This window comes from Kribbella sp. VKM Ac-2571 (assembly GCF_004362255.1).
In the GTDB taxonomy this organism is placed as follows: Bacteria; Actinomycetota; Actinomycetes; order Propionibacteriales; family Kribbellaceae; genus Kribbella; species Kribbella pratensis.
Genome location: NZ_SNWS01000002.1, coordinates 623,091 through 646,082, shown reverse-complemented (window position 1 = coordinate 646,082; position 22,992 = coordinate 623,091). Strand labels below are relative to the sequence as shown.

General features: G+C 68.3%; 20 protein-coding genes. 7 read left to right on the top strand and 13 right to left on the bottom strand.

Translation table 11 applies throughout. From position 1 onward, the window contains the following. Nucleotides 1-68 precede the first annotated feature (68 nt). Nucleotides 69-1,067 (top strand): LacI family DNA-binding transcriptional regulator, encoded by a 999-nt coding sequence (locus tag EV651_RS07235; RefSeq protein ID WP_133783257.1) that lies wholly within the window; start codon nucleotides 69-71, stop codon nucleotides 1,065-1,067. A 55-nt stretch (nucleotides 1,068-1,122) separates the two neighbouring features. Next, complete coding sequence (locus EV651_RS07230) at nucleotides 1,123-2,130, top strand: LacI family DNA-binding transcriptional regulator (RefSeq protein WP_133783255.1); 1,008 nt, start codon at nucleotides 1,123-1,125, stop codon at nucleotides 2,128-2,130. Nucleotides 2,131-2,220: 90 nt separating this feature from the next. On the opposite strand, the gene EV651_RS07225 is transcribed toward EV651_RS07230, so the two are convergent. From EV651_RS07225 to EV651_RS07200, 6 genes are read right to left on the bottom strand one after another with little or no spacing between them, the layout of a single operon-like run. Next, entirely contained in the window at nucleotides 2,221-2,835 is a 615-nt protein-coding gene (locus EV651_RS07225; protein WP_133783253.1) for an SGNH/GDSL hydrolase family protein, read from the bottom strand. Continuing rightward, a complete protein-coding gene (locus EV651_RS07220; protein ID WP_133783251.1) occupies nucleotides 2,832-3,767 on the bottom strand; it encodes a glycoside hydrolase family 130 protein in 936 nt (311 codons plus the stop codon). Before EV651_RS07220 ends, EV651_RS07225 begins: the two co-directional genes overlap by 4 nt. Beyond that, the gene (locus EV651_RS07215) at nucleotides 3,764-5,077 is read right to left on the bottom strand and encodes an ABC transporter substrate-binding protein (RefSeq protein WP_133783249.1); all 1,314 of its coding nucleotides are present in this window, start codon (nucleotides 5,075-5,077) and stop codon (nucleotides 3,764-3,766) included. Before EV651_RS07215 ends, EV651_RS07220 begins: the two co-directional genes overlap by 4 nt. After that, nucleotides 5,074-5,955, bottom strand: coding sequence for a carbohydrate ABC transporter permease (locus tag EV651_RS07210; protein WP_238156711.1), 882 nt, complete (start codon nucleotides 5,953-5,955; stop codon nucleotides 5,074-5,076). The genes EV651_RS07215 and EV651_RS07210 overlap by 4 nt, the downstream gene beginning before the upstream one ends. Next, complete coding sequence (locus EV651_RS07205; protein ID WP_133783247.1) at nucleotides 5,952-6,854, bottom strand: carbohydrate ABC transporter permease; 903 nt, start codon at nucleotides 6,852-6,854, stop codon at nucleotides 5,952-5,954. The genes EV651_RS07210 and EV651_RS07205 overlap by 4 nt, the downstream gene beginning before the upstream one ends. After that, nucleotides 6,851-8,125, bottom strand: coding sequence for a DUF4185 domain-containing protein (locus tag EV651_RS07200; RefSeq protein WP_133783245.1), 1,275 nt, complete (start codon nucleotides 8,123-8,125; stop codon nucleotides 6,851-6,853). The genes EV651_RS07205 and EV651_RS07200 overlap by 4 nt, the downstream gene beginning before the upstream one ends. Nucleotides 8,126-8,233: 108 nt before the next feature. Between EV651_RS07200 and EV651_RS07195 the strand changes: the two genes are divergently transcribed. After that, nucleotides 8,234-10,180 carry a discoidin domain-containing protein gene (locus EV651_RS07195; protein WP_166658519.1) on the top strand — a complete coding sequence of 649 codons (1,947 nt, stop codon included), beginning with the start codon at nucleotides 8,234-8,236 and terminating at the stop codon, nucleotides 10,178-10,180. Here EV651_RS07195 and EV651_RS07190 read toward each other — a convergent pair. Genes EV651_RS07190 through EV651_RS07180 form a run of 3 tightly spaced genes read right to left on the bottom strand, consistent with a single transcriptional unit; the run spans nucleotide 10,163 to nucleotide 14,995 of the window. Further along, nucleotides 10,163-13,237, bottom strand: a complete 3,075-nt coding sequence (locus EV651_RS07190) for a GH92 family glycosyl hydrolase (protein WP_238156718.1) — start codon at nucleotides 13,235-13,237, stop codon at nucleotides 10,163-10,165. The genes EV651_RS07195 and EV651_RS07190 overlap by 18 nt on opposite strands. 19 nt (nucleotides 13,238-13,256) lie before the next feature. Beyond that, entirely contained in the window at nucleotides 13,257-14,150 is an 894-nt protein-coding gene (locus EV651_RS07185; RefSeq protein ID WP_133783239.1) for an NAD-dependent dehydratase, read from the bottom strand. Then, on the bottom strand, nucleotides 14,147-14,995 hold the full coding sequence (locus tag EV651_RS07180; protein WP_133783237.1) for a phosphotransferase family protein: 849 nt from the start codon (nucleotides 14,993-14,995) through the stop codon (nucleotides 14,147-14,149). Before EV651_RS07180 ends, EV651_RS07185 begins: the two co-directional genes overlap by 4 nt. A gap of 54 nt (nucleotides 14,996-15,049) precedes the next feature. Between EV651_RS07180 and dapD the strand changes: the two genes are divergently transcribed. Then, nucleotides 15,050-15,988 carry a 2,3,4,5-tetrahydropyridine-2,6-dicarboxylate N-succinyltransferase gene (gene dapD / locus EV651_RS07175; RefSeq protein ID WP_133783235.1) on the top strand — a complete coding sequence of 313 codons (939 nt, stop codon included), beginning with the start codon at nucleotides 15,050-15,052 and terminating at the stop codon, nucleotides 15,986-15,988. A gap of 106 nt (nucleotides 15,989-16,094) precedes the next feature. Further along, on the top strand, nucleotides 16,095-17,072 hold the full coding sequence (locus EV651_RS07170) for a hypothetical protein (protein WP_133783234.1): 978 nt from the start codon (nucleotides 16,095-16,097) through the stop codon (nucleotides 17,070-17,072). A 113-nt stretch (nucleotides 17,073-17,185) separates the two neighbouring features. Here the strand turns inward: EV651_RS07170 and fdxA are convergent, their stop codons facing one another. Beyond that, a complete protein-coding gene (fdxA, locus tag EV651_RS07165; RefSeq protein ID WP_012923087.1) occupies nucleotides 17,186-17,512 on the bottom strand; it encodes a ferredoxin in 327 nt (108 codons plus the stop codon). A 117-nt stretch (nucleotides 17,513-17,629) separates the two neighbouring features. Here fdxA and EV651_RS07160 point away from each other — a divergent pair, with 117 nt between their 5' ends. Further along, nucleotides 17,630-18,556 carry a GNAT family N-acetyltransferase gene (locus tag EV651_RS07160; RefSeq protein ID WP_133783232.1) on the top strand — a complete coding sequence of 309 codons (927 nt, stop codon included), beginning with the start codon at nucleotides 17,630-17,632 and terminating at the stop codon, nucleotides 18,554-18,556. Here the strand turns inward: EV651_RS07160 and EV651_RS07155 are convergent. Then, nucleotides 18,538-19,914: an MFS transporter gene (locus EV651_RS07155; protein ID WP_238156710.1), complete on the bottom strand. Its 1,377-nt coding sequence runs from the start codon at nucleotides 19,912-19,914 to the stop codon at nucleotides 18,538-18,540. The two genes, EV651_RS07160 and EV651_RS07155, sit on opposite strands and share 19 nt — an antisense overlap. Before the next feature lie 54 nt (nucleotides 19,915-19,968). Between EV651_RS07155 and EV651_RS07150 the strand changes: the two genes are divergently transcribed. After that, the gene (locus EV651_RS07150; protein WP_133783230.1) at nucleotides 19,969-20,406 is read left to right on the top strand and encodes a type II toxin-antitoxin system PemK/MazF family toxin; all 438 of its coding nucleotides are present in this window, start codon (nucleotides 19,969-19,971) and stop codon (nucleotides 20,404-20,406) included. Nucleotides 20,407-20,410: 4 nt separating this feature from the next. Here the strand turns inward: EV651_RS07150 and EV651_RS07145 are convergent, their stop codons facing one another. Beyond that, nucleotides 20,411-22,192 carry a VanW family protein gene (locus tag EV651_RS07145; RefSeq protein WP_133783228.1) on the bottom strand — a complete coding sequence of 594 codons (1,782 nt, stop codon included), beginning with the start codon at nucleotides 22,190-22,192 and terminating at the stop codon, nucleotides 20,411-20,413. A gap of 113 nt (nucleotides 22,193-22,305) precedes the next feature. Beyond that, nucleotides 22,306-22,824: a flavin reductase family protein gene (locus EV651_RS07140; protein ID WP_133783226.1), complete on the bottom strand. Its 519-nt coding sequence runs from the start codon at nucleotides 22,822-22,824 to the stop codon at nucleotides 22,306-22,308. Nucleotides 22,825-22,992: the final 168 nt, after the last annotated feature.

Here is a 22,992-nt window from a genome sequence, read left to right as displayed (position 1 = left end):
ATCCTTTGGTCGGGATCGGAGTTAGAGTGCGATCCAGACGACCATCGGATCTCCAGCGGGGAGCGGGTATGACGACGATCTACGACGTAGCGCGTAGGTCGGGAGTGTCACCGGCCACGGTGTCACGCGTGCTGAGCGGCCGCCGGAACGTCGATCCCGAATTGTCCGAGAAGGTCCGGGCCGCGGTCGCGGAGCTCGGGTACCGGCCGAACGGGGTCGCGCGGAACCTGCGCAAGTCCTCGACGAACCTCTGGGCAGTCGTCATCTCGGACATCGAGAACCCGTTCTTCACCTCGCTCGTCCGCGGGCTCGAGGACGTCGCGCAGACCGAGGGGTACCACGTCGTACTCTGCAACTCCGACGAGGACTCCGCGAAGGAAGCGGCGTACGCGTCGGCGGTCCTGACCGACCAGATGGCCGGCGTGGTGATCTCCCCGACGTCGACGGCCGAGGGCGTCCACCTGCTCGCGAACGCGAAGATCCCGCTCGTGATGATCGACCGGCGGGTCGAGGGCGTCGAGGCCGACACCGTGCTGGTGGACAACGAGCACGGCGCCTTCGAGGGCGTCAAGCACCTGATCGACGGCGGGTACCGGCGGATCGCCTGCATCACCGGGCCGCGCAAGGTATCGACGGCGATGGACCGGCTGGCCGGGTACCGGTCGGCGCTGCGGGCCGGCGGGATCCGGTACGACAAGGACCTGGTCCGGCACGCCGACTTCCGCGAGGCCGGCGGGTACGCCGCGATGGAAAGCCTGCTCGAGCTCCCCGATCCGCCCGAGGCGCTGTTCGCCACCAACAACCTGATGACCGTCGGCGCCCTGGAATGCCTGGCGAAGAAGGGCCTCCGGGCCCCCGACGACATCGCGATCGTGGGCTTCGACGACATCCCGTGGGCGGACCTCGTCATCCCCAGCCTCACCACGGTCGCCCAACCCACCTATGAGCTGGGCCGGACCGCCGGCATGCTGCTCAAGGACCGCACCGCCGCCCCCGGCCGCCCACCCTCCACCGTCACCCTCCGCACCGAACTCCACATCCGAGCCACCTCCGCCCCCAAGAAGTAGCCGTACGCAGCGAAGGATGGGGAGATAATGTCAACGTTGACATTACACTTGGCGTATGGAGAGTGAACCTGCGCGGCGGCCGCGGCTCGAGGATGTGGCGGCTACTACGGGTGTGAGTATCAAGACGGTGTCGCGGGCGTTGCGCGGGGATCCGAAGGTGCGGGAATCGACGCGGCAGCGGATCGTGGCGGAGGCGGATCGGCTCGGCGTCCAGCTGAACGACGTGGCCGCGGGGCTGCGGCGGAAGAACCAGGCGATGACGTCGATCGGTGTCACGCTGGGCGACTGCACGAACCCGTTCTTCGCGCCGATGCTGCGCGGGATCCACTCGGTCGCGTCCGAGCGCGGGTACCTGGTGCTGACCGCCGACGCGCAGAACGATCCGGAGCTCGAGCACCGCGCCATCCGGTCGTTCTTCGCGCACCGGGTCGCGGGGCTGATCATCGCGCCGGTCGGCAACGACCTCGGCTATCTGGCCAACGAGGCCCGCTTCGGTTCCGCGATCGTGTTCGTCGACTCCCCTCCTCCGGGCCTCGGCGAGTCGATGGACTCGGTCACCACCACCAACGCGGCCAGCACCCGGTCCGGGATCGAGCACCTGCTCGCGAAGGGCCGCCGGCGGATCGCGTATCTCGGCCACCCGCGCAGCGGCAGCGGCGCCGAGGAACGCTGGGCAGGGTACGTCGCCGCGCTCGAGGCCGCTGGTATCGCGGTCGACCCAGGACTGGTGCGTGACAACCTGGTCAGCGAGGACGACGCCCGCCGGGCCGCCGAGGACCTGCTCCCGACCGCCGCACCGGACGCCGTCTTCGTCGACAACAACCGGCTCTGCACGGGACTGCTGCAGTCGAAGGCGTTCGCGAACCGCCGGATCGACACGGTCTGCTTCGACCGTTTCGAGCTGGCCGCCGCGTTCGGTGTCTCGGTCATCGACAGCGATCCGTACGACGTCGGCCGCGCCGGCGCCCAACTCCTCTTCGACCGCCTCACCGACCCCACCCGCGCCCCCCAACGCCTCGAGGTTCCCGCCCGCCTGGTCGTCAACGACACCCCGACCTACTAGCGCCAAGGACAGGAGGTAGTGCCGAGTTCCGCCGGCGGGCGGACCGCGGCGAGCGTGACCAGCGCTCGGCCGGCGGCAGACCTCCTGTCGTTAGCGGACTTGACGCAGCCAGGCCTCGGCGAGCGCCTGGTGGCCGGCCGGAGTCGGGTGGACGCCGTCGGAGAGCCAGTGTTCGGGACTGTTGCCTGCGGCAAGTTCCGCGAACATCCCGTCGGCGGCGACCAGGGTCGCGCCGAACTCGCGGGACAGTTCCCGCACGACCTGGATCTTGGCGTCGAGGTCGGCCCGCCAGGCCCACTGCTCCTCCTTCACCGGCAGCAGGAACGGCTCGATCAGCACGAGTCGTACGCCGGCCAGCGGCTCCAGCAGCTGCCGATACCCGGTGCGGAAGGAATCCGCCGTCACCTCGGGATGCCCGAACGAGAACCGGTACCCGGTGTCGTTGACCCCGATCAGGATCGACACCACGTCCGGCCGGGCATCCAGTACGTCGGCCTGCCACCGCGAGCCCAGCCCCGCGAGCGTGTCACCCGAGATCCCACTGTTCAACCAGACCGGCGCGCGATCCGGTTGCCGGAGGCCCCATTGTCCGGCGACCAGCAACGGATATCCGTACCCGAGCGGATTGTCGGTCTCCCGCCGATGGCAATCGGTGATCGAGTCGCCGGTGAACATCACCCGGGCCCCGTCCGCCAGCACGATCATGTGGCCTCCGGGGTGAACGTCGCGACGCCGATCGTGGTGTCGCTCTGGCCGTAGTACGCGAACCAGGTCCCGCGATGAAAGACGAGACCTTCGACGAACGTGACGTTGCTGACCAGCCCGTGGTGATCCTCGTACGTACTCGGCGCAAGCCACGGCTCGGTCAGCTTGGCGACGACGACGTCCGGACGCCGCGGATCGATCAGCACCTGACCGCACGCGTAGTACACACCACCGCCCGGCTGGAGTACGGCGCTGTTGTGCATCAGCAGCACATGCCCCGTACGGGTCCGGATCGGTTGTGGACCCGTCTCGACCAGGTCGCCCATGAACGTGCCCGGCTCAGGACGCAGTACCGGAGTCGGATCGGCCTTCCAGTGCAGCAGATCGTCCGACACAGCGAGGTGGATGTTGCCCTCGCCGAACCACATCAGATACCGGCCGTCGATCGGCTCCGGCAGGATCACACCGCCCTTGCTCCACTCCGGCCCCGGCGTCTCCCGCACCCCGGCGAACGTGTTGACGCCGGGGAACATCGGCCCGTGCTTGTCCCACCGGCGCAGATCGGTCGAGGTCGCGAGCCACAGTCGAGCTGTGTGCCGGTCCCAGCCGGTGTAGGTCAGGTAGTAGGTGCCATCAACGAAGACGACGCGCGGATCCTCACAGCCGTAGCGCTCGTAGTCGTGTTCCGGCACCAGGACAGGGTCCGGTTCGGTCGTGAACGAGATCCCGTCGTCGGACCACGCCAACCCGAGACGCGACACGATGTCGTCGGCGTGCGCCCGGTAGATCAGGGCGATCCGCCCATCGACAACGATCGCGGCCGGGTTGTAGACGCAGCTTGACTCCCAGTCGTGCCGGCCGGGCCGGAGAACGGGGTTCTCCGGCCGCGGCACGAACGGACCGAACGGGTAGTCGACCGGCGGCGCGCTCATTTGGTGATCAGCTTGTTGATACCGTCGACGGTGCCGTCGATACCGGTCTCGAGGTCCTTCTTCCCGGCCAGCGCCGGGTTCCAGGAAGTCCCCACGATGTCGCCCGCCGGTGTCGACCACGGGTCGAGGAACTGCGTCACGAACTTGTCCTTGACGCCCAGCTCGTACGTCGCGGTCGCGGCGATGCTCTTCGCGGCGGCATCGCCGGCCTGCAGCGCCTCGTAGTACCCCTTCGAGCCGGGCTCGTAAGCGATCGGCGCGATCGGCTGGTCCTTCATCGTCTCGTTGAAGCCGGTGACCTCCATGTAGCTGATCACCTTCCAGGTGGTGTCCGGGTCCTTGAGCGTGGCCGGCGAGCACACGCCGTTGGTCTCGATCGGCTGCACGGACTTCGACGTACCGGCCGGCCAGGGCGCGTAGCCCCACTCGAACTTCGGCTTGTTCTGCGTGATCGACTGGTGCAGCCACTGACCGCCGAACATCAGCGGGATCCCGCCTCCTGCGAACTTGGCCACCGCGTTCGATCCGTCGTAGTCAGGGTTCGTGATCTCGCCGGCCGCGATCGCCTTGGCGAGCCGCTGCGCCCCGGCGCGGAAGGTCGCGTCGGCCTGCAACTGCTTGGCGCCGATCGGTTTGTCCAGGATCGGCGCACCGCCGTTCGCGACCGAGTACGCCGAGACTCCCTGCACGCTCTCGAGCAGGGGCCACGCGTTCACCAGTGGCGTGGTCTTGGCGTCGGTGCGTTTCAGCGCGGCGATCGCGGTGTACAGCTCGTCCCAGGTCCACCCGATCGCGGGCGTCTTCAGCTTGGCCTTCTCGAAAGCGGTCTTGTTGTAGAAGAAGCCGTAGGTGTTCGCGAGTGTCGGGATCCCGAACAGCTTGCCGTCGGTGGTCCGCCACAGGTCGAGCGAACCCGGCGAGAACTTGTCCTCCTGCAGACCGTCCCCCTTCTTCAGGTACGACGACCAGTCGTAGAGGAGCCCTTCCGCCGCGAGGTTCTGCTCCTGCGAGTTCGAGCACCAGAAGAAGTCCGGCGCCTTCTTGGACATGATCAACGACGCGAGTTTCTGCGCGTAGTCGGCGTTCGGCGACTCCTCGCGCTGCACCGCGGCGCCCTCCATCTTGGCCATGCTCTTGTCCAGGGCCGCGTTGGTGGCAACGGACTCCCAGGTCATGTAGCTGACGGTCTTGCCGCCGCCCTCCGCGTCGCCGGATCCCCCGCCGCAGCCGGCGAGCGCGAGACCGGCGACGACGAGCAGGGCCGCCGTCCGGCGGGTTCTGCTGGTTGTGGGCACGATCGATCTCCTCATTTCGCGATGGTTCCGAGGGCGCCGAGGCCCTCCATGAAGTAGCGCTGGGCGAGGAAGAACAGCACCAGCGGCGGAACGACGAACAGCAGGTTCGTCGCCATGTAGTAGTTGTACTGAGAGCCCGCCTGGTCGGACAGGAACGCGGCCATGCCCAACGGCAGGGTGAACTTCTTCGCGTCCTGCAGGTAGACCAACGGGCTCAGGTAGTCGTTCCAGGAGAGCTGGAAGGACATGATCGCGACGGTGATCCAGACCGGCTTGGTCAGCGGCACCATGATCCGGGTGAAGATCATCCAGTGCCCGGCGCCGTCGATGGTGGCGGACTCGTCCAGGTACTTCGGGATCGACTGGTAGTACTGCCGCGCCAGGTACACGAAGATCGGGCTGCCGAAGAAGGCCGGCAGGATCAGCGGTACCCAGGTGTCGATCAGGCCGAGGCTGATGTAGAGGTGCTGCAGCGGGATCAGCCCGACGATCCCGGGCACGAAGATGCTGCCGGAGATCAGCGCGAACCAGAGCCGGCGGCCCGGGAAGTCGATCCGGGAGATGCCGTACCCGACGATCATCGAGCTGACCACGGCGCCGATCGTCGACAGCACCGTGACGATCAGGGTGTTCAGCAGCAACCGGTAGAAACCGATCTGCGCCGGGCCGTCGACGAAGTTCGCGGCCCGGAACTCGCGGGGCAGGAACGCCGGCGGGAGTTGGTTGATGTCGCCGTTGCCCTTCAGGGCGATGCTGAGCATCCAGACCAGCGGCAGCAGCATCGAGACCGCGAGCAGACCGCACAACGCGTACCAGGCGACCCGCGAGACCATGACCGGGACACGTTGGGTCAGCGCCACGGGTCGCGCGACAACCAGAGCCGCGGCGCTCACGAGCCTTCTCCTTGATAGACGCGGTGGCGGGTCAGACGCAGCATCACGACGGTCACCAGCATCACGATCACGAACAGCACCCACACCTCGGCGGTCGCGTACCCGAGCTGCGGTGAGGTGATGAAGTCGGCGAACCCGTCGTTGTAGATCTTGTACATCAACAGGTTGGTCGAGTGCCCGGGTCCGCCCTTGGTCAGGATCGCGACCTGGTTGAAGGTCTGGAACGCGCCGTTCAGGGCCAGCATCAGTTGGAGCATCATGATCGGCCCGATCATCGGCAACGTGATCCGGGTGAACCGCCGGAACGCGCCGGCGCCGTCGACCTTCGCGGCCTCCTGGATCTCGTCCGGCACCGCCTGTAGACCGGCCAGGAAGATCATCATCGTGCCGCCGACGCTCCAGACCCCGACGATCAGGATCGCCGGCAACGCCACGTGCGCGTCGCCGAGCCACAGACTGGTCGGAAGATGCAGGAACTTCAGCACCTGGTTCGCGAGTCCGTACGTCGGGTCGTAGATGTACTTCCACAACGTCAGTACGGCGACGGCCGGCAGCACGACCGGCAGATAGAAGATCGTCCGGAACACCTTGACGCCTTTGATCGACCGGTTCACCACCACGGCGAGCGCAAGTCCCGCGAGCAACGTGGCAGGCACTGAGATGACCACCCACAGCACGGTCACCTTCAAGGACGGCCAGAACGTCGGGTCTTGGGTGAACAGAAACCTGTAGTTCTCCAGGCCGACCCAGGTGGCCGGGGTCAGCCCGTTCCACCGGGTGAACGAGTGGTAGAGCGACGTCACCATCGGATACGCGACGAACAGCAGCAACCCGAGGATCGCGGGCGAGATGAAGCAGTACCCGAGGATCGCGTCCCGGCGCCGCCTGCTGGAGTTCATCGGGCCTTCGGGGCGCGGGCGAAGCGAACCTTCACGAGCATCTGCGCGCCGGTGGACGAAGTGTAGTAGGTGAAGTACTTCGTCAGCCCGTCGGCGCTGGTGTACTCCGGGTGCGCGAACGCGGCGTACTCGGTCCCGCTGGTCTTCGCGGCGGTGAAGAGCTTGGTCGGCGTACTCCACGGACCCCACGGCTGCGGTGCGGTCTGGTACATCACGTCCTGTGCCAGGAACTGCATGAACGTGTTGACGTAGGCGCCGAGCGCGCTGTCCCAGTAGACGGTGGACCCGGCGGCGCCGTTCGCTTTCACCTGCACGGCCGTGTTCGGATCGGTGGACCACTGCGGGTTGCCGTTGCTGTCGGCACCTGTGTAGTAGCGCCACTGCGAGATGTCGGTGACGTTGCCGATCGGGACCTTCGCGACCGCGCATCCGTCGAGCGTGCACTTGCCGTACCCGTAGAGCGTGTCGCCGACCAGCACCATCGCCTGGCCGCCCCAGTCCTGACCGACCGGGAAGAACAACGTGTTGTCGGTGCCTTCCGGGCTCGGGATGTCGGCGGGCCGGTTGATCGCGGTGAGGCGGGTGACCGTCTTGCTGTCCATGTCGACCGACACCAGCCCGGTGCCTTGTGCCTGACCGACGAAGCCGGACTCGCACGGGGTGCCGGGGCGTCCGCCGCGGCAGAGCTTGCCGTACGACACGAGGATCCGGTGCCGGGCCTGATCGACGACCGCCGGACCGGGCCAGTGCGCGAACACGGTCCCGCAGTACTCGTCGGCGGAGTTCGTGCAGTCGGCGGACGCGTGCTGCTGCTGGAAGGCGAGCTCGGCGGCGGAGAACGGCACGAACTCCGGCGGCACCCCGGTCGAGTGCTCGTCGAACGGGTTCGCCGAGGTCATCGTGATGTTGTCGCTCGCGTCCAGGTCGCCGGTGGTCGCGGCGGTGCTGGTCAGGAAGCCGTCCGGGTCCTTCAGGATCGTGTCGTCGAAGAACCAGACGGACTGATTGCCGTAGCGGACGCTCTGCCCGTTGTCGCGGGCGGCGTTGTGCGGATTCTGGGTGATCGGTCCGAGCTCGGTCGCGCTCTCGACCACCAGGTTCGAAGCACGGCGCAGGCCGGCCGACGGGCCAACTGACGGACTAGTTGACGGGCTAACTGACAGCCCGGTTGACGGGCTTGGGACGCTCGGCGGGCCGGCGCCGGCCGGTGTCGACAGGGTGGCGCCGACGAGGAGGGCCGCGGCGAACAGGGGGATCCGGGATAGACGCACGGTTGGTACTCCCTCACTGAGTGACAGCAACAAGTGCGAAGCGAATTTGATGATGTCAACGTTGACATGGCCTTGTCAACGTTGACATTTCTTCCTAAGGTCCGTGCGGTGACCACCGTTTCCCGCCGTACTTTCCTGCGCACCAACGCCGCTCTCGCCACCGGGCTGAGCGTCTCCGCCGCGCTGCCGGCGCTGTCGGCAAAGGCGTCGCCCTCCCCCGCCGACCGTCCGCTCCGCGCCACCCCTGCCGACGAGTGGACCCGACTGTTCGACCGCCGGTCCGGCTGGATCGGCGCGGACGGGATCTACTCCGTCCCGCTCGACGGCCGCGACGGGCTGGCGTCCGCGACGCCCGGCTCGCGGACCGCGTTCATCTTCAGCGACACCCGGATCGGCACGGTCGACCCGCGTGACCTCACCTACCGGCAGAGCGGGTTCATCAACAACTCGTCGGCGGTGCTGGTCGGCAATCGGCCCGACCCCGGCCGGACCACCTTCGTGATCCCGGAGAACGGCGCCTTCGGCAACGGGTTCTGGATGAACGACGGGATCGCGATCGGCGACACGCTCTATGCGACCGGGTTCGCCCCGGACGCGAACTGGAACGCCGCCCGCGTCGACCTGATCGCCGTACCGCTGACCGGCGGCGTCCCCGACTACACCGCCGTACGCCGGACCGAGGACGTCGGGCTGCTCGTCCGGGACGGCAGCTACATCGTGATGTTCGGCGTCGGGATCACGCCCGCCGCGGACGGCTACGTGTACGTCTACGGCTACCGCAACACGCTGGCCGACGGCCACAAGGACCTCGTCGCCGCCCGGGTCCGCCGGGAAGAGTTCGCCGACATCGCGGCCTGGCGGTTCTGGAGCGGTACGACGTGGAGCCCGGACATCACGGTCAGCGTGCGTGATGCCGCCGTACTGCATCCTGACGTGTCGACCGAGCTCAGTGTCACGCCGATCCCGACCGGGCGGTACGCCGGGAAGTACCTCCTGGTGTACCTGCGGAACGTGAATTCGACCGGTTTGGAGTACGCTGTCGGGTCGTCGCCGATCGGACCGTTCTCCGCGGGCGTGCGGTTCTACAACTGCCCCGAGCCGTACGTCTACGAGGCGCAGACCGAGGGTGGCACGTACTGCTACAACGCGAAGGCGCACCCGAGTCTGTCCGAGGACGGGCGGCTGCTGATCAGCTACAACGTCAACCGGCTCGGAGCGGATCCGTTGACGACCGAGATCTACCGGCCGCGCTTCGTCTGGCTCGATCTGCATCGTCTGGCGGATCGGCCCGCTGCGCCGCGGGCGACCACCGATGTCGCCGTCGTACGCGATGGAACCGGGGGCGTCCTCGATCTGGGTTGGCTGCGCACGGTGTCGGGCTACCGCCTCAAGCACGCCGGGTACGACGGGCAGACCGCCTTCAACACCAGGGATTTCACCGTCGAGGCGGCGCAGCGCGCGACCGGGCCGTGGCGCGCGGTAGATGTTGTCAAGGGCAACATCGAGAACCTCACGGAGCGCCGGTTCGCGAGCCCGGTGACCGCGCGTTACCTCCGGCTGTCCGTGCAACGACCTACGCAGTCGGACGACACCACGGCCCGCATCCTGGAGTTCGCGGCCTTCGCCGACGCGGGGTCGGTGGTGCCGGATCTGGCTCGCTATCGACCGGCGATCGCGGACGCCGTCAACAGCACTGCTCACTACGTGACGGATCCCGCTGAGGATTTGTGGGTGAATGCGTCAGGTCACGCGGTCACCTGGCTGTCCGTCGACCTCGGCACCGACCGCACGATCGGCCGGTACGTCGTCGAGCACGCCGGTGAGCCGGACCTGAACACCCGCGACTTCCTGCTCCAGTCCAGCGACAACGACAAGCTCTGGACCACCCGAGACACCGTCACCGGCAACACCGCCGCGACAACGGAGCGGACCGTGTCCCCCTTCACGGCCCGCTACGTCCGGCTGGTCATCACCCGCCCGGTCGCCGACGACGTACCGGCCAAAACCACGCGTCTGCGCGCCCTGAAGATCTACCCGTCAGTGGAGGAGTTCTAGTTGGGCGAGGGTTGTCGGGGTGGGGGTGGTTAGGCGGTAGTGCTGGTATTCGCCGGGGGTCTTGATGGTGAAGGGGCGGGTTTGGCGGGACCAGCGGAAGGTTTCGCTGGTGCGCTCGTCGAGGACGGTCCACGTGGTGCCGTCGGTGGAGGCCTCCAGTTGCCAGGTGCTGGGGGCCTCCCCCGAGCCCGACGTCAGGGTGTAGATGGTCGGGGTGCCGGGAGCGGGGAGAGACCAGACGGCTCGTTCGATGGTGCTGTCGGTGCTGGAGGTGTCGTCGAAGAGCGGGTTGTTCGGGTCGACCGGGATCAGGTCGACGAGCGGCGTGGGGACAGTGTCGTCGGAGGTGAGTGCCGGTGGGAGTTCCAGGGTCGCCCAGTCGGACGGTTCGGCGCCCAGCGTGAAGTGGAGTCGATCGGCGGCGGTCAGGTCCGCGTGGGTGATCGATGCTACGGACAACTGCTTGCCGTCGACCTGGAGCTCTTGTACATAAGGGTGTTCAGCGCCTGATGCAGTGATCGTGAGCGGACGGCCGCCCAGCGGGGACACGAGTACCCGCGGGAAGAGCGGCGAGCCGATCGCGTACTCGGGTGCACCGACCCTGAGCGGGTACAGGCCCAGCGCCGCGAACAGGTACCACGCGGACATCTCGCCGTTGTCCTCGTCGCCCGGGTACCCCTGCCCGATCTGCTCACCGACGTACAGCCGCTCGAGGACCTCGCGGGCGATCGCCTGGGTCTTGGCCGGCGTACCGGCGTAGTTGTACATCCAGGCGATGTGGTGCGCGGGCTGGTTCGAGAAGCCGAACTGCCCCATCCGGACGGCCTGGGCCTCGACCATCTCGTGGATGACGATCGAGTACGTGCCCTTCTTCACCGCGAGTTCGGGAGTCGCGAAGAACGCGTCGAGTTTCGCCTCCAGACCGCGAGGTCCGCCGTACAGGTTGGCCAGGCCGCGCGGGTCGTGCGCGACGTGGAACGCGAAGTTCCACCCGTCGGTCTCGGTGAAGTCGCCGCCCCACTCCTCAGGGTCGAAGTCGGCGGCAGCCTTGGCGAACGTCCCGTCCGGTCGACGACCCTGAAAGAAGTTGATGTCGTTGTCGAACAGCAGCACGTAGTTCAGCGACCTGCGCCGCAGGTACTCCGCTTCCTCCAGCAGCTGATCACGACGCTCGGGATAGTCGTCGGCCAGGCGCGTGGCCATCTCCGCCAGCGCGAAGTCGTTCAGGTACGCCTCGAGCGACCACGACACGCTCTCCTCGGTGGCGGTGCTCACGTACCCGGCGAAGAACCCGGTCCCGACGCCCTTCCGCCCGACCTCGGTCGCCTCCGGCGCGACGGTCGCGTTGCGCAGCCCGGCGTCGTACGTCGCCAACGGGTCGGGCAACGCCACACCCTTGAGGTAGGCGTCCGCGAAGGACACGTCCGAACTCGTCCCGGTCATGCAGTCCGCGTACCCGGGCGAGGACCAGCGCGCGATCCAGCCGCCGTCGCGGTACTGCTGCACGAACCCGTCGACCAGGTCCGCGGTCAGCACCGGGTAGAAGAGCGCGTACGCCGGCCACGCGGTCCGGTACGTGTCCCAGAACCCGCTGTTCACGTACATCTTGCCGGTCTTCACGACCGCATTGGTCTCGCGTGCGGTCGCCGTACCGTTCGTCGGCAGGACCGGGCTCGCGTAGCGGTACTCCGGTGCTTCCGGCGTACCCGCGTTCTCGAAGTGTGAGTTCGGGTAGAGGTTGAGCCGGTACAGGTTGCCGTAGACGGTCCGCAGCTGCGGCGGCGTTGCGCCCTCCGGCCGGATGACCTGCAGGCGCTCGTTCCACACCGCGTTGGCGGCGGCCTGGATCTCCTCGAAGGACCGCCCCTGGAGCTCGAGCTCGAGGTTGTGCCGCGCCTGGTCGACGCCGATAAAGGAGGTCGCGATCCGCAACGTCACTTCGGGTACGTCGAATGTCGCGGCGCGGGCGTTGGCGCGACCACCGTGCGCTTGGCCGAAGGCGGTGGGGGCCGTCGAGAATTCGCCGTAGCAGTACATGCGGGTGCGACCGGTTTCCGAGCCGTTCTCGACCCATCCGGTGAGGGCGTTCCCGTCGTACTCGAAGGCGCCGTTCTCGTCGATCGTGTCGAAGATCAGGTGCCGTCCGGGCGCGTCCGCGGGGAAAGTGAAGCGGAAGATCGCGCCGTGGTCGGTCGGCGTGAGCTCCGCGCGCACGCCGCTCGCGAGGTCGACCGCGTACAGGTCGGGGCGGGCGGTCTCGTCGTCGTGGCTGAACGCGGCGGCGCGCTCGGCGGGATCGCCCAGCGGCTCGGCGGCGGCGACCGGCATGATCGTCAGCTGATCGCGGTCGCCCATCCACGGGCTCGGCTGATGGGAGAACGTGAGGCCCTGCAGCTCGGGGCGGTTGTCCGCGTTGTTGGCGCGGTGGTACTCGTACGGCCAGCGGTGCGTGGAGGCGTTCGTGACCGGCGTGAGGAAGTTGAACCCGTTCGGCCAGGCGGTGATCGGCAGCGTGTTGCCGCGGGAGAAGTCGTGGCTGGCGTTCGTTCCGCGGCGCGTGTCGACGTACGCCGCCAGGTCCGACCCGTCCGGCTCCGCGGGCGCTGGACCGATCTCGACGTCGTCGATCCAGCCGGCGAACTCGTGGCCCGCCTCGGGCGCATCCACCACGAGCACGACCTGCGCGATCGTCTTCCCCGCGGCTGCGGTCAGATCGACCTGTACGTCGTTCCACTGGTCGGCGTACAGGATCTTCGCGGCGCCCTGCCCCGCGGCGTCGGCAGCCTTCCCGTACTGATCCCGGGCCCCGTCGAGCCGTGTCCCATCCGCAAAGACCACCTCGACGGCCACGTACGTCGCCGAGTAACTCAGCCCCGCGTCGAGCTCCGGATAGACCTTGTACCGCAACCGATCCCCCGCCGAGACCAATCCCCCGGCCCCCAGCAGCTCAACCTCCTGCCGCCCACCACTGGTCCCCGAGTACCGAGTCCCGTCGACCCCACTGAACCCACCCCGCGAACTGGTCGGCCCACCCGGCCCACCACCACTCTCGATCATCACGCCGCAATCCTACGAATCAGTGCGGCGGCTCGGGCGGGATGTTTCCATCGTGGACCCAGGCGATGTAGTCGCGGGCGGTCTCTGCGTCGGGTCGCAGGTGCAGGCCGGCGGACAGGGCGCGGCTGTTGTCGAGACGGAAGGTGCTGTCGTTCGAGCCGTCGTGGGGCAGGTGGAAGCGGTCGACGGCCGGGGACCAGTCCATCGGTGGTGGATCGGGTACGGCGGTGCGCCAGGCGTCGGCCAGGTGGGTCATTGTGTGGGTGGGGCCTACTGCGTTGAACGGGCCGGAGATGCGGTTGACCGTGAGGTGCAGGAGGAAGGCGGCCAGGTCGCGGGCGTCGATGTACTGGATGGGCTGGTCGGGGCGGGCGGCGCATTCCATCGGGAGGTTGTGTGCCAGGGCCCAGCCCCAGTTGCCGAAGTCCGGGTTGTAGGGGCCGACGACGAAGCCGGAGCGTACGGCGGCGGTGCGGGCGCCGAAGGTGGCGGTGAGCAACGATTCGTTACGGACCTTCGAGGGGCCGTAGAGGTCCATCGTGAAGTGGTCCTCGGGGGCGCCGGCGGGCCACGGCAGCAGCGGCGCGGACTCCGTCATACCGGGCGTGGTCTTGCTCGCGTAGACGGCGATCGAGGACATGTACGTGTAGTGGCCGCAACGGTCGCGGAGCACGGACGCGCTGAGCGAGACGTCCCGGACCAGGAGACCGGACATGTCGATCACGCCGTCCCATTCGCCGGCGGCAAGGGCCTCGGGCGCGGCGCGGTCGCCAACGATCCGGCGTACGGACGGGAAGAGCCCGGGATTCGTCTGCCCGCGGTTGAACAGCGTCACCTCATGGCCGTTCGCGAGCGCCGCCTCCACGACATGCCGCCCGAGGTTCTTGGTGCCGCCGAGCACAAGCAGCCTCATGTCAGCGCTCCGACGACGTCCTCGAGTTCGCCGAGCAGCCCGTCGATCCATCCCGCCGACTCGGGGATCGTCCGCAGCCCTTCCTCGACGATGAAGCGCAGCGCCACCAGGTAGAAACAGCCACCACCGACGAGCATCTGCCGCTCCACCAGCGCCGGATTCCCGCCGGCCGCGTCAAGGTAGTGCGCAACGATCGGCGCACGGTCGTGGCCGAGGGCAACGGCATCGCGGACCAGCGTGTAGAGATCACTCAGATGCGGCGCCGCATAAGCCCCGGGCCAATCGATCGCCGTCCACCGCATGCCGTCCGTGACCAGGTTCTTCGGCACGTAATCGCCGTGCACGACCGCGGTCGGCGCATCTCGGTGCAGCCCGGCCAGCGCCTCGGTGAGCGGTCCGAGATCGAACCCGATCCGCCCGATCCGGTCCGCCAGCTCCTTGACCCGCTCCGGCGGGAACTCGCTCGGCCCGTCCACCGGGCGGCTCCGGATCGTCGCGAGCAGCTCCGCGGCCGCCACGAACCCTTCGGCGGTCGGCTCCTGCTCCAGCGTCACCCGCCCGACATCCTCCAGCACGATCATGCCGGCACCGTCGGACCGATGCTGGTGAAGCAGTGCGGGTGCCGGCAGCTCCAGCGGTACGACGAACCGCTCGTACGCCGCTGCCTCGCCGGCCTGCCCGTCGGTGCCTCGCTTGACGATCACGCTGTTCAGCCCGAACGACAGCCGCCATACCTCGGAGGATCCCCACTGCCGGAGCAACTCCCCGTGCAGCTCCACGACGGCGGGTGCCTTGGTGGCTTCCAGAACCGGATCGGACACGACATCGAGCCACGCAGGAAGCATCCGAAAAGTAGACCATGGTCCGACCGCCGGGCGCCGCCGAATTAGGGTGTGGGTATGACGGAGAACGCCACGCACGCCTGGGGCTTCGGCCTCGCCACCGTTACGACCGCTGGGAACGTCCTGGATGTCTGGTATCCGGCGCCCGCGCTCGGGACGAAGCCGGACGACGCGAAGGCCCCGGCCGAGCTGATCGCGGCCGAGGGCAAGGACGAGCTCCGGCAGGTACGGCGTGAGGTCGTGGCGACCGAGATCGCGCTGGACGCGGCCCCGAGCGGTACGGCGGACGCCTACCTCCGGCTGCACCTCCTGAGCCACCGCCTGGTCCGCCCGCACGGCGTGAACCTGGACGGCATCTTCGCCGCCCTCCCGAACAACGCGTGGACGTCGCACGGCCCGGTCCCGGTCGAGGAGATCGAGAACGTGCGGCTGCGGGCGCGCGCGGCGGGTCAGCACCTGGGCGTCACGAGCGTGGACAAGTTCCCGCGGATGACGGACTACGTCGTACCGTCCGGGGTCCGGATCGGCGACGCGGACCGCGTCCGTCTGGGAGCGCATCTCGCCGAAGGCACGACGGTCATGCACGAAGGCTTCGTGAACTTCAACGCCGGCACGCTCGGGACGTCGATGGTCGAGGGACGGATCGTCGCCGGTGTGGTGGTCGACGACGGCAGCGACATCGGCGCGGGCGCGTCGATCATGGGCACGCTGTCCGGCGGCGGCAAGCAGGTCATCTCGATCGGCAAGCGCTGCCTGCTCGGCGCGAACGGTGGGACCGGCATCTCGCTCGGCGACGACTGCGTGGTCGAGGCGGGCCTGTACGTGACCGCCGGCACCAAGGTCACCCTCCCGGACGGCAGCGTGGTCAAGGCCCGCGACCTGTCCGGACAGCCCGGACTGCTCTTCATCCGCAACTCGGTCACCGGCGCGGTGGAGGCCCGTCCGCGCAAGGGCGAAGGCATCACACTCAACGAGGCTTTGCACGCCAACGCCTGACCGTCCGAAAGTATGACTTTGCCAACCATCGTGAGGCTGCACACGTCAACCAGTTCGTGACGCACGAACAGGAACCTGTCCCCCGCCCTCGAGCGTTGGGAGCAGTATGCCGGTGAAGCGTGGTGCCCTCGTGGCCGTGGGGGGCATCGGCGTGCTCGCGCTGACGGTCGGGGTCGGCATTGCCTGGCTCGGCGGGAAGCACGTCGGGAACCTCCTGCCGCCGACCGAGGAATGTACGGCGTCGGTCGGCGGGCAGACGGTCGTGGTCGACTTCGAGCAGGCCGAGTCGGCGGCGATCATCGCGGGCGTCGCCGTACGGCGGGGTCTGCCGGCTCGTGCGGCGACGATCGCGCTCGCCACGGCGTACCAGGAATCCGGCCTGCGCAACCTGGCGCACGGTGACCGGGACTCGCTCGGGTTGTTCCAGCAGCGGCCGTCACAGGGCTGGGGTACGGCGGCACAGGTCCGGGACCCGCACTACGCGGCCGGGAAGTTCTACGACGCGCTCGTGAAGATCAAGAACTACCAGAAGCTCGCGATCACGGTCGCGGCCGACCGGGTGCAGCGCAGTGCGTTCCCGAACGCGTACGCCGACCACGAGGCGGACGCCCGCGTCCTGGCGTCGGCGCTCACCGGGCAGTCGAGGAGCGTTTTCAGTTGCACTGTGAACACCGACGCGGTGCCGCAGGAGGCGACGGGCAGCAACGGGCTGACGCCGCGTGCGGACGCCGTACGGAAGGACCTGCTCCGGACGTTCGGGAAGGTGTCGACCGGCGGGTATGCCGCAGGCGGGGTGAGCACCGGGCACATGGAAGGGTCGGCGCACTACGACGGGCGGGCGGTCGACGTGTTCGTGCGGCCGATCTCGGCGGCGAACACCACGAAGGGCTGGGCGATGGCGCAGTACCTGGTCGCCCGGGCGGACCTGCTGAAGATCAAGACGGTCATCTTCAGCGACAAGATCTGGACCGCCGGCGGCCGGTCGGACTCGGGCTGGCGGGACTACACCCCGCCCGAGCGCTCCGGCGACCCCAAGATCCTCCGCCACCTCGACCACGTCCACGTAGACGTCCTCGAGCAATAGCAAAGCGGGGTGCCCACAGGACACCCCGCTCCATACTGCAACCGACTGCTTACTAATCGTGTTCCTGCGGCGGCAGGGCGGCGATCCGCCTCACTACCGCTCTTTTTCTTCTATTACTCGTCGTGTTCCTGCGGCGGGAGCGCGGCGATGAACGGGTGGTCCTTGTCGATCTTGCCGAGTTTGGACGCGCCGCCCGGGGAGCCGAGGTCGTTGAAGAAGTCGACGTTCGCGGTGTAGTAGTCCTTCCACTGCTCCGGGGTGTCGTCCTCGTAGTAGATCGCCTCTACCGGGCAGACCGGCTCGCAGGCTCCGCAGTCGACGCACTCGTCGGGGTGGATGTACAGCATCCTGTTGCCCTCGTAGATGCAGTCGACGGGGCACTCCTCGACACAGGCGAGGTCCTTCAGGTCAACACACGGCTGCGCGATGACGTAGGTCACTGCTACTCCTCCTATGGCAGGCAAGCGCAGCGGGATTCCGGGGTGCTGCGATGCGGTGGTGCACGGTGTCTCTAGTATCACGGTAGTACGTCGCCCACTGTGCCAGGAGTCCGGATCGTGTCAGGCCTGGATACCCGTGATATCGGCCACCGTATCGTCGTTCGGCACCGGATACCGGGCGGTCTCACCGACGTCATCGGCGTTCTGCAGGCGTGGACCCCCGAACTCGTCACTGTCCGCCACGCCGACAGCGCGATCCACGAGATCCCGGCCGCCGACGTGACCGCCGCCAAGACGATCCCCGAGATGCCGCTCCGCCCGGTGGACGTCGACCAACTCTTCCTCACCACAGCACTTGGCCGCCCGGCCGTCGAGACGGCGTACGTCGGCCACTGGTTGCTGCGAGCATCGTCCGGCTGGACGGGCCGCGGCAACTCGCTCCTGCCCGCGGGCGACCCTGGTATGCCGGTTGCGGACGCGCTCCAGCAGGCGATCGCGTTCTACGACCAGCACGGCCTCCCGCCGCAGGCCCTGGTGCGCGTCGGCAGCCCGTACGACGAGGAGATTCGCGCCTGCGGCTGGGTCGACGCCCGCCCGGAGCAGTCCGACGTACTCGTCCTGCACACCACCCTCGATCACGTGAACGGCTCTCCGGAGTACGACGTACAGCTCGCCGACGCCCCGAACGACGCGTGGTACGGGACTGCTTTCGACGGCCCGGTGCCGGATGTGGCACCGAAAGTCCTCGAAGGTGCCCCGAAGACGGCGTTCGCGTCGATCGTGCTGGACGACGCCGTGGTCGCCGTCGGGCGGGGATCCATGACCGGGCACTGGCTCGGTGTGGACGCGATCCGCGTGGCGGACGGCTACCGCCGCCGGGGACTCGGTACGGCGATCCTGCAGGGGCTGGCGCGCTGGGCGGGACCGCACGGCGGCCGGCGTACCTATCTGGAGGTGCTCGTCGAGAACACTGCTGCAATGGCGACGTACACCCGTCTTGGATACCGCGAGGCCTATCGCTACCGCTACCTGACCAGTCGGTGAGCCGCACGCGCGCCGACAAGCGTCAGGACGATGAATCCCGCTAGTACGACCCCCAACGCACGACTGGGGTCCTCAGCCAGCGCAGCGTACGTAGAACCGGCTATCGCGACACCCAGCGCTCCAGCCAGCTGCACGTTCGTTGCGAGCACTCCGGACAGGTCAGCGACGTACTGCGACGACATGCTGGACGTGACGGCGCCGATGAGGGTGTTGGAGGTGATTCCGAGCCCCAGCCCGCCTATGCCGAGTAGCGCGAACAGAAGCGGCCCTGTGCTGCCACCAAGCAGCAGGTACGTCAGCACGGCCAGATAGCCGGCCGCCAGGAGCAGGCAGCCGATGAGGGGCATCCACCGCACTCCCCGTCGCAGTCGGGGCAGGATCGGTCCGGCCAGACCGAACGTGGCGACCCAAACGACCATCGCGAAGCCGGAGTACGCCGGACCCTTGTGCAGACCGCCTTGGAGGTAGAGGGCGATCACGAAGAGCAGGGCGAAGTAGGTGCCCGACGTACAGCCGTGGGCGAGGAGGCCGGCGCGGACGGACGGATTGGCAAGGACCGGACGTGCGATCAGTGGGCGACCACCCCGGGCGGCTGCGCGACGTTCGCCGTACTCGAAGAGAGCCAGCGCCGGGAGGCTGAGGAGGAGGCACAGCCAGGACCAGGTGGGCCAGCCGCGTTCGGAGCCGAGCAGGAGCGGGACGATGACGAGCAGAACCGTGGTGGACAAGGCGAGTACGCCGCCGAGATCCAGGCGGTCACGGCGTCCGGGCGGGTCGGCGGGTAGCAGGCGACGGCCGGCCAGGGCGAGGACGATGCCGATCGGCACGTTGACGAGGAAGATCGGGCGCCAGCCGGTGCCGAAGAGATCTGCGGAGATGAGGACGCCGCCGAGCAGTTGGCCGGCCACCGCACCGCCGGACAGCGCGATCGAGAAGTAGCCGAGCGCCTTGAGCCGGTCGCGACCCTGGAAGTGCATCTGGATGCCGCTGAGCACCTGCGGGACCATCAGCGCGGCACCGGCACCCTGGACGAACCGGGCCACGACCAAGGTGGCGGTTCCGGGGGCGAGGCCACAGGCGAGGGATGCCGCCGTGAAGACGGTCAGGCCGAGCAGGAACGTCCGCCGGTACCCGAGCGCCGAGCCGAGGCGGGCGCCGGTGATCAGCAGTACGGCGAACGCGACGACGTACCCGGACACGACCAGACCGACGGCGCCCTCGGAGGCGTGCAGGTCGGCGCCGATCGACGGACCGGCGATGTTGGCGACCGCGGTGTCGATGTTGGCCATGAACTGACCGGTGAGCAGGACGGCCAGGATCGCGCCGCGACGGACGGTTCTTGTCTGCGAGGTGAGCACGTCACTGGAACGGTGTGAGGTGGCAGAGATGTGAGGGCGCTACGCTCCGGTGGCATGGCGGATCATGTGGTCGAGCGGCCGGAGTACGCGGGGGACTTCGAGGGCACGGTGCGGGTGGAGTACACGCCGCACCCGGACGACGGGGTCGCGGATCCCGGCGAGATCGTCTGGACCTGGGTGCCGTTCGAGGAGGACTTCAGCCGCGGCAAGGACCGCCCGGTGCTGGTCGTCGGCTGGGACGAGCCGTTCCTGCTGGCGCTGATCCTCACCAGCAAGGACCACGACCGCGACGCCGCCGACGAGGCGCGCTGGGGCCGGGTCTGGCTGGACATCGGCAGTGGGCCCTGGGACAAGAACGCCCGGCCCAGCGAGGTCCGCCTGGACCGGGTCCTCCGCATCGACCCGCACCAGGTCCGCCGCGAAGGCGCCGCGATCGAGAAAGCGATCTTCGATCAGGTGGCGGCCGGCCTGCACGACCTCCATCGCGGCTGAAGGATCAGCTCGGCGGACGGGTCGTCGTGGTGACACCCGGCTTCCGGCCGGGTGGGGTGGTGATCCCGCCCGGCGGAGGCGTGACCGTGGTGCCCGGCTTCGGCCCGCAGCGGATGTCGTCGGCCGCGTTGTACTTCGTGGTGAACGACTCGGTCTTCTGCCGTACGCCGTTCTTCGCGAAGTACCGGTAGATCGTGATGTCGAAGCCCGGCGTCGGCGCCTGCGGCTCGCACTTCGCGGCCGTGTTGTACACCAGGCCCGGCTGGCGGAAGTTCGTCTTCTCCGACTGCCCGGCAGTGATGTCGACGAACTTGGTGCCCCAGACGATCACCCGGATGCTGCCCTTGCTACCGGGCGTCGACGCCTTGAAGATCGTCTGCACCAGCAGGCCGTGCCCGGAGTCGTTCAGGAACTTCAGGTCCACGTTCGGCCAGGCCACGGTCGCCTCACGCCCGACCGGGTAGCGGCTGATGTAGACGCTGTGCGCCTTGTGCTCGACGATCTTCAGTCCGGCGAAGAACGCCGCGTTGAAGGTGGTGGTCGCCGACTGCGAGACACCGCCGCCGAAGTCCTTCTCGAACTTGCCGCCGCTGATGATGTAGCCCTCGGCGAACCCGTTCTCCTTGGTCCGCTCACCGACGATCTTGTTCAGGCTGAACACTTCGTTCGGCTTCAGCAGCGTGCCGTTGATCTTGGCCGCCGCCGTCCCGATGTTGGTGTTGCGGTACGGCGCGTGCGGGAACTCGGTCTTGAAGTCGCCGATGTTCTGCGTGATCCCGAGCGCGGCCGCCTGCGCGGTGGTGAACTTCGCCGGGGTCGGCGTCAGCGGCACGTCGGCGCGCCGCTCACCGGTCGGCTTCGGCAGGATCGCCAGGATCGCCGCGCCGACCTTCGCCCGGTCCACGACCAGGCCGTTGACCGCCGGGATCACCTTCGGGCCGGCGCCGACGATCTGCACCGTCGCGTCCTTCGGCAGCGTCTCCAGCGACTTGAACCGCTGCACGAACAGCGGCTCCAGCGACTTGGTGTTCAGCGCCGGGATGACCTTGCCCTCCTGCACGCTCACGGACAGCGCCGGCGCGAGCTCGGCCGGCTCCAGCTCGACCGACTTCGACCCGACGGTCAGCCGGATCGGACCCGACATCGCGGGCTCGGCGAACTCCTTCAACGCCTTGTCGATCGCCTCGCCGGCGGCCTGCGGCTTGGTCACGCCGGCCGGCAGTTCCTTCGGGGTCCCGTCCGACGGGTACGCCGCGAACACCGCGTCGACCGCCTTCGCTGTGTCCAGCTGCAGGCCGTCGGCCGGGTCGTGCTTCACCGGCTGCGTGCCCTTGAAGGTGATCGTGCCCTCGGTCGCCTTGCGATTCACCTGGCCGGCCAGCTTCTCGACGGCGGCCTTCAGCTTCGCGTCGTCCTTGCTGACGACCGGCTCGACGGCGTCCCCGCCGGTCAGCGCGTGCCAGATCCGGCCGGGGGCCAGGCTGCGGCCCGCGCCGGCGGCGGCGACAGTCTTGTCCACGTCCACCGAGAGTCCGGCGTCGGCCGGCAGCACCTGGAACTTGGCGTCGCCCGCCTGCAGCGCGATCGGAGCGGCGATGCGGTCCTGGAGGCCCGCGGTCAGCTTGGTCTTCGCGTCGTCCTCGGACAGGCCGCCGATCGGGATGCCGAGCACGGTCGTGTCCGTCGGGATCTTGGCTCCGGCGAAGGCGAACGCCGCGCCGTACCCCACGACGACAACACCGAGCCCCGCGGCGGCGATGATCCCCGCGAGCTGCTTTCTCCCCACCGGACAGAGTCCTCCCGCTCGAGCGCTTGGTCAGGGCACAAGCGCACATCTTACGGGACCGGACAGGCCTCACCGACCGTCGGGGCTGCCCCGTCATGCCCCGGCAGTAACGATCAGTTTTCGGGCAGTTCCCGGTAGTTACTGGAATGGTAGATCAACGCGCTCGGGTCGCTCGGATCGCCCGTCCCGAGGCTGAGCACCTCGCCCACCACGATCGTGTGGTCGCCCCCGTCGTACGTCGCCCAGGTCCGGCACTCGAGCCACGACAGGGCGCCGTCGACGGTCGGGCAGCCGGTTTTCGGGCCGGCCGTCGTACCGATGCCGTCGAACTGGCTGTACAGGTCGCGCCCGGACCGCGCGAACCGCTCCGCGATCGCCCGCTGCGCCCCGGACAGCACCGATACGGCCCAGTAGCCGCAGTCCAGTACGGCGGAGTGCATCCGGACGCCCTTGTCGACGCAGACCAGCACCAGCGGCGGATCCAGCGAGACCGATGTGAACGCGTTCGCGGTCATCGCATGCGCGACGCCGTCCTGCAGCGTGCTCATGATCGTGATCCCCGACGCGAACTGCCCGAGCGCAGCACGGAACTCCGCAGGCGGAACGCTCCCACTCGACTCGGTTGAGGACACCTCAGCAGGTTATGCCTACTGATAGGTTGACGCCTCAACCGAGCGTGTGGGAACGGTCACCTCACAGGTTGCCCGGCTGAATCGTCTAGGTCCTGCCTGGTGATCCAGCGCCGTAGCGAGGAGGTGCTCGGTGCGGTGGCTCGGCGTGCGGGGGCGAAGGTCTCGATG

Bases quoted from the DNA above. Each gene is read 5' to 3' on its own strand.
- EV651_RS07235 (WP_133783257.1), top strand. From the start codon at position 69: ATGACGACGATCTACGACGTAGCGCGTAGGTCGGGAGTGTCACCGGCC.
- EV651_RS07230 (WP_133783255.1), top strand. From the start codon at position 1,123: ATGGAGAGTGAACCTGCGCGGCGGCCGCGGCTCGAGGATGTGGCGGCT.
- EV651_RS07225 (WP_133783253.1), bottom strand. From the start codon at position 2,835: ATGATCGTGCTGGCGGACGGGGCCCGGGTGATGTTCACCGGCGACTCG.
- EV651_RS07220 (WP_133783251.1), bottom strand. From the start codon at position 3,767: ATGAGCGCGCCGCCGGTCGACTACCCGTTCGGTCCGTTCGTGCCGCGG.
- EV651_RS07215 (WP_133783249.1), bottom strand. From the start codon at position 5,077: ATGAGGAGATCGATCGTGCCCACAACCAGCAGAACCCGCCGGACGGCG.
- EV651_RS07205 (WP_133783247.1), bottom strand. From the start codon at position 6,854: ATGAACTCCAGCAGGCGGCGCCGGGACGCGATCCTCGGGTACTGCTTC.
- EV651_RS07190 (WP_238156718.1), bottom strand. From the start codon at position 13,237: ATGATCGAGAGTGGTGGTGGGCCGGGTGGGCCGACCAGTTCGCGGGGT.
- EV651_RS07185 (WP_133783239.1), bottom strand. From the start codon at position 14,150: ATGAGGCTGCTTGTGCTCGGCGGCACCAAGAACCTCGGGCGGCATGTC.
- EV651_RS07180 (WP_133783237.1), bottom strand. From the start codon at position 14,995: ATGCTTCCTGCGTGGCTCGATGTCGTGTCCGATCCGGTTCTGGAAGCC.
- dapD (WP_133783235.1), top strand. From the start codon at position 15,050: ATGACGGAGAACGCCACGCACGCCTGGGGCTTCGGCCTCGCCACCGTT.
- EV651_RS07170 (WP_133783234.1), top strand. From the start codon at position 16,095: ATGCCGGTGAAGCGTGGTGCCCTCGTGGCCGTGGGGGGCATCGGCGTG.
- EV651_RS07150 (WP_133783230.1), top strand. From the start codon at position 19,969: ATGGCGGATCATGTGGTCGAGCGGCCGGAGTACGCGGGGGACTTCGAG.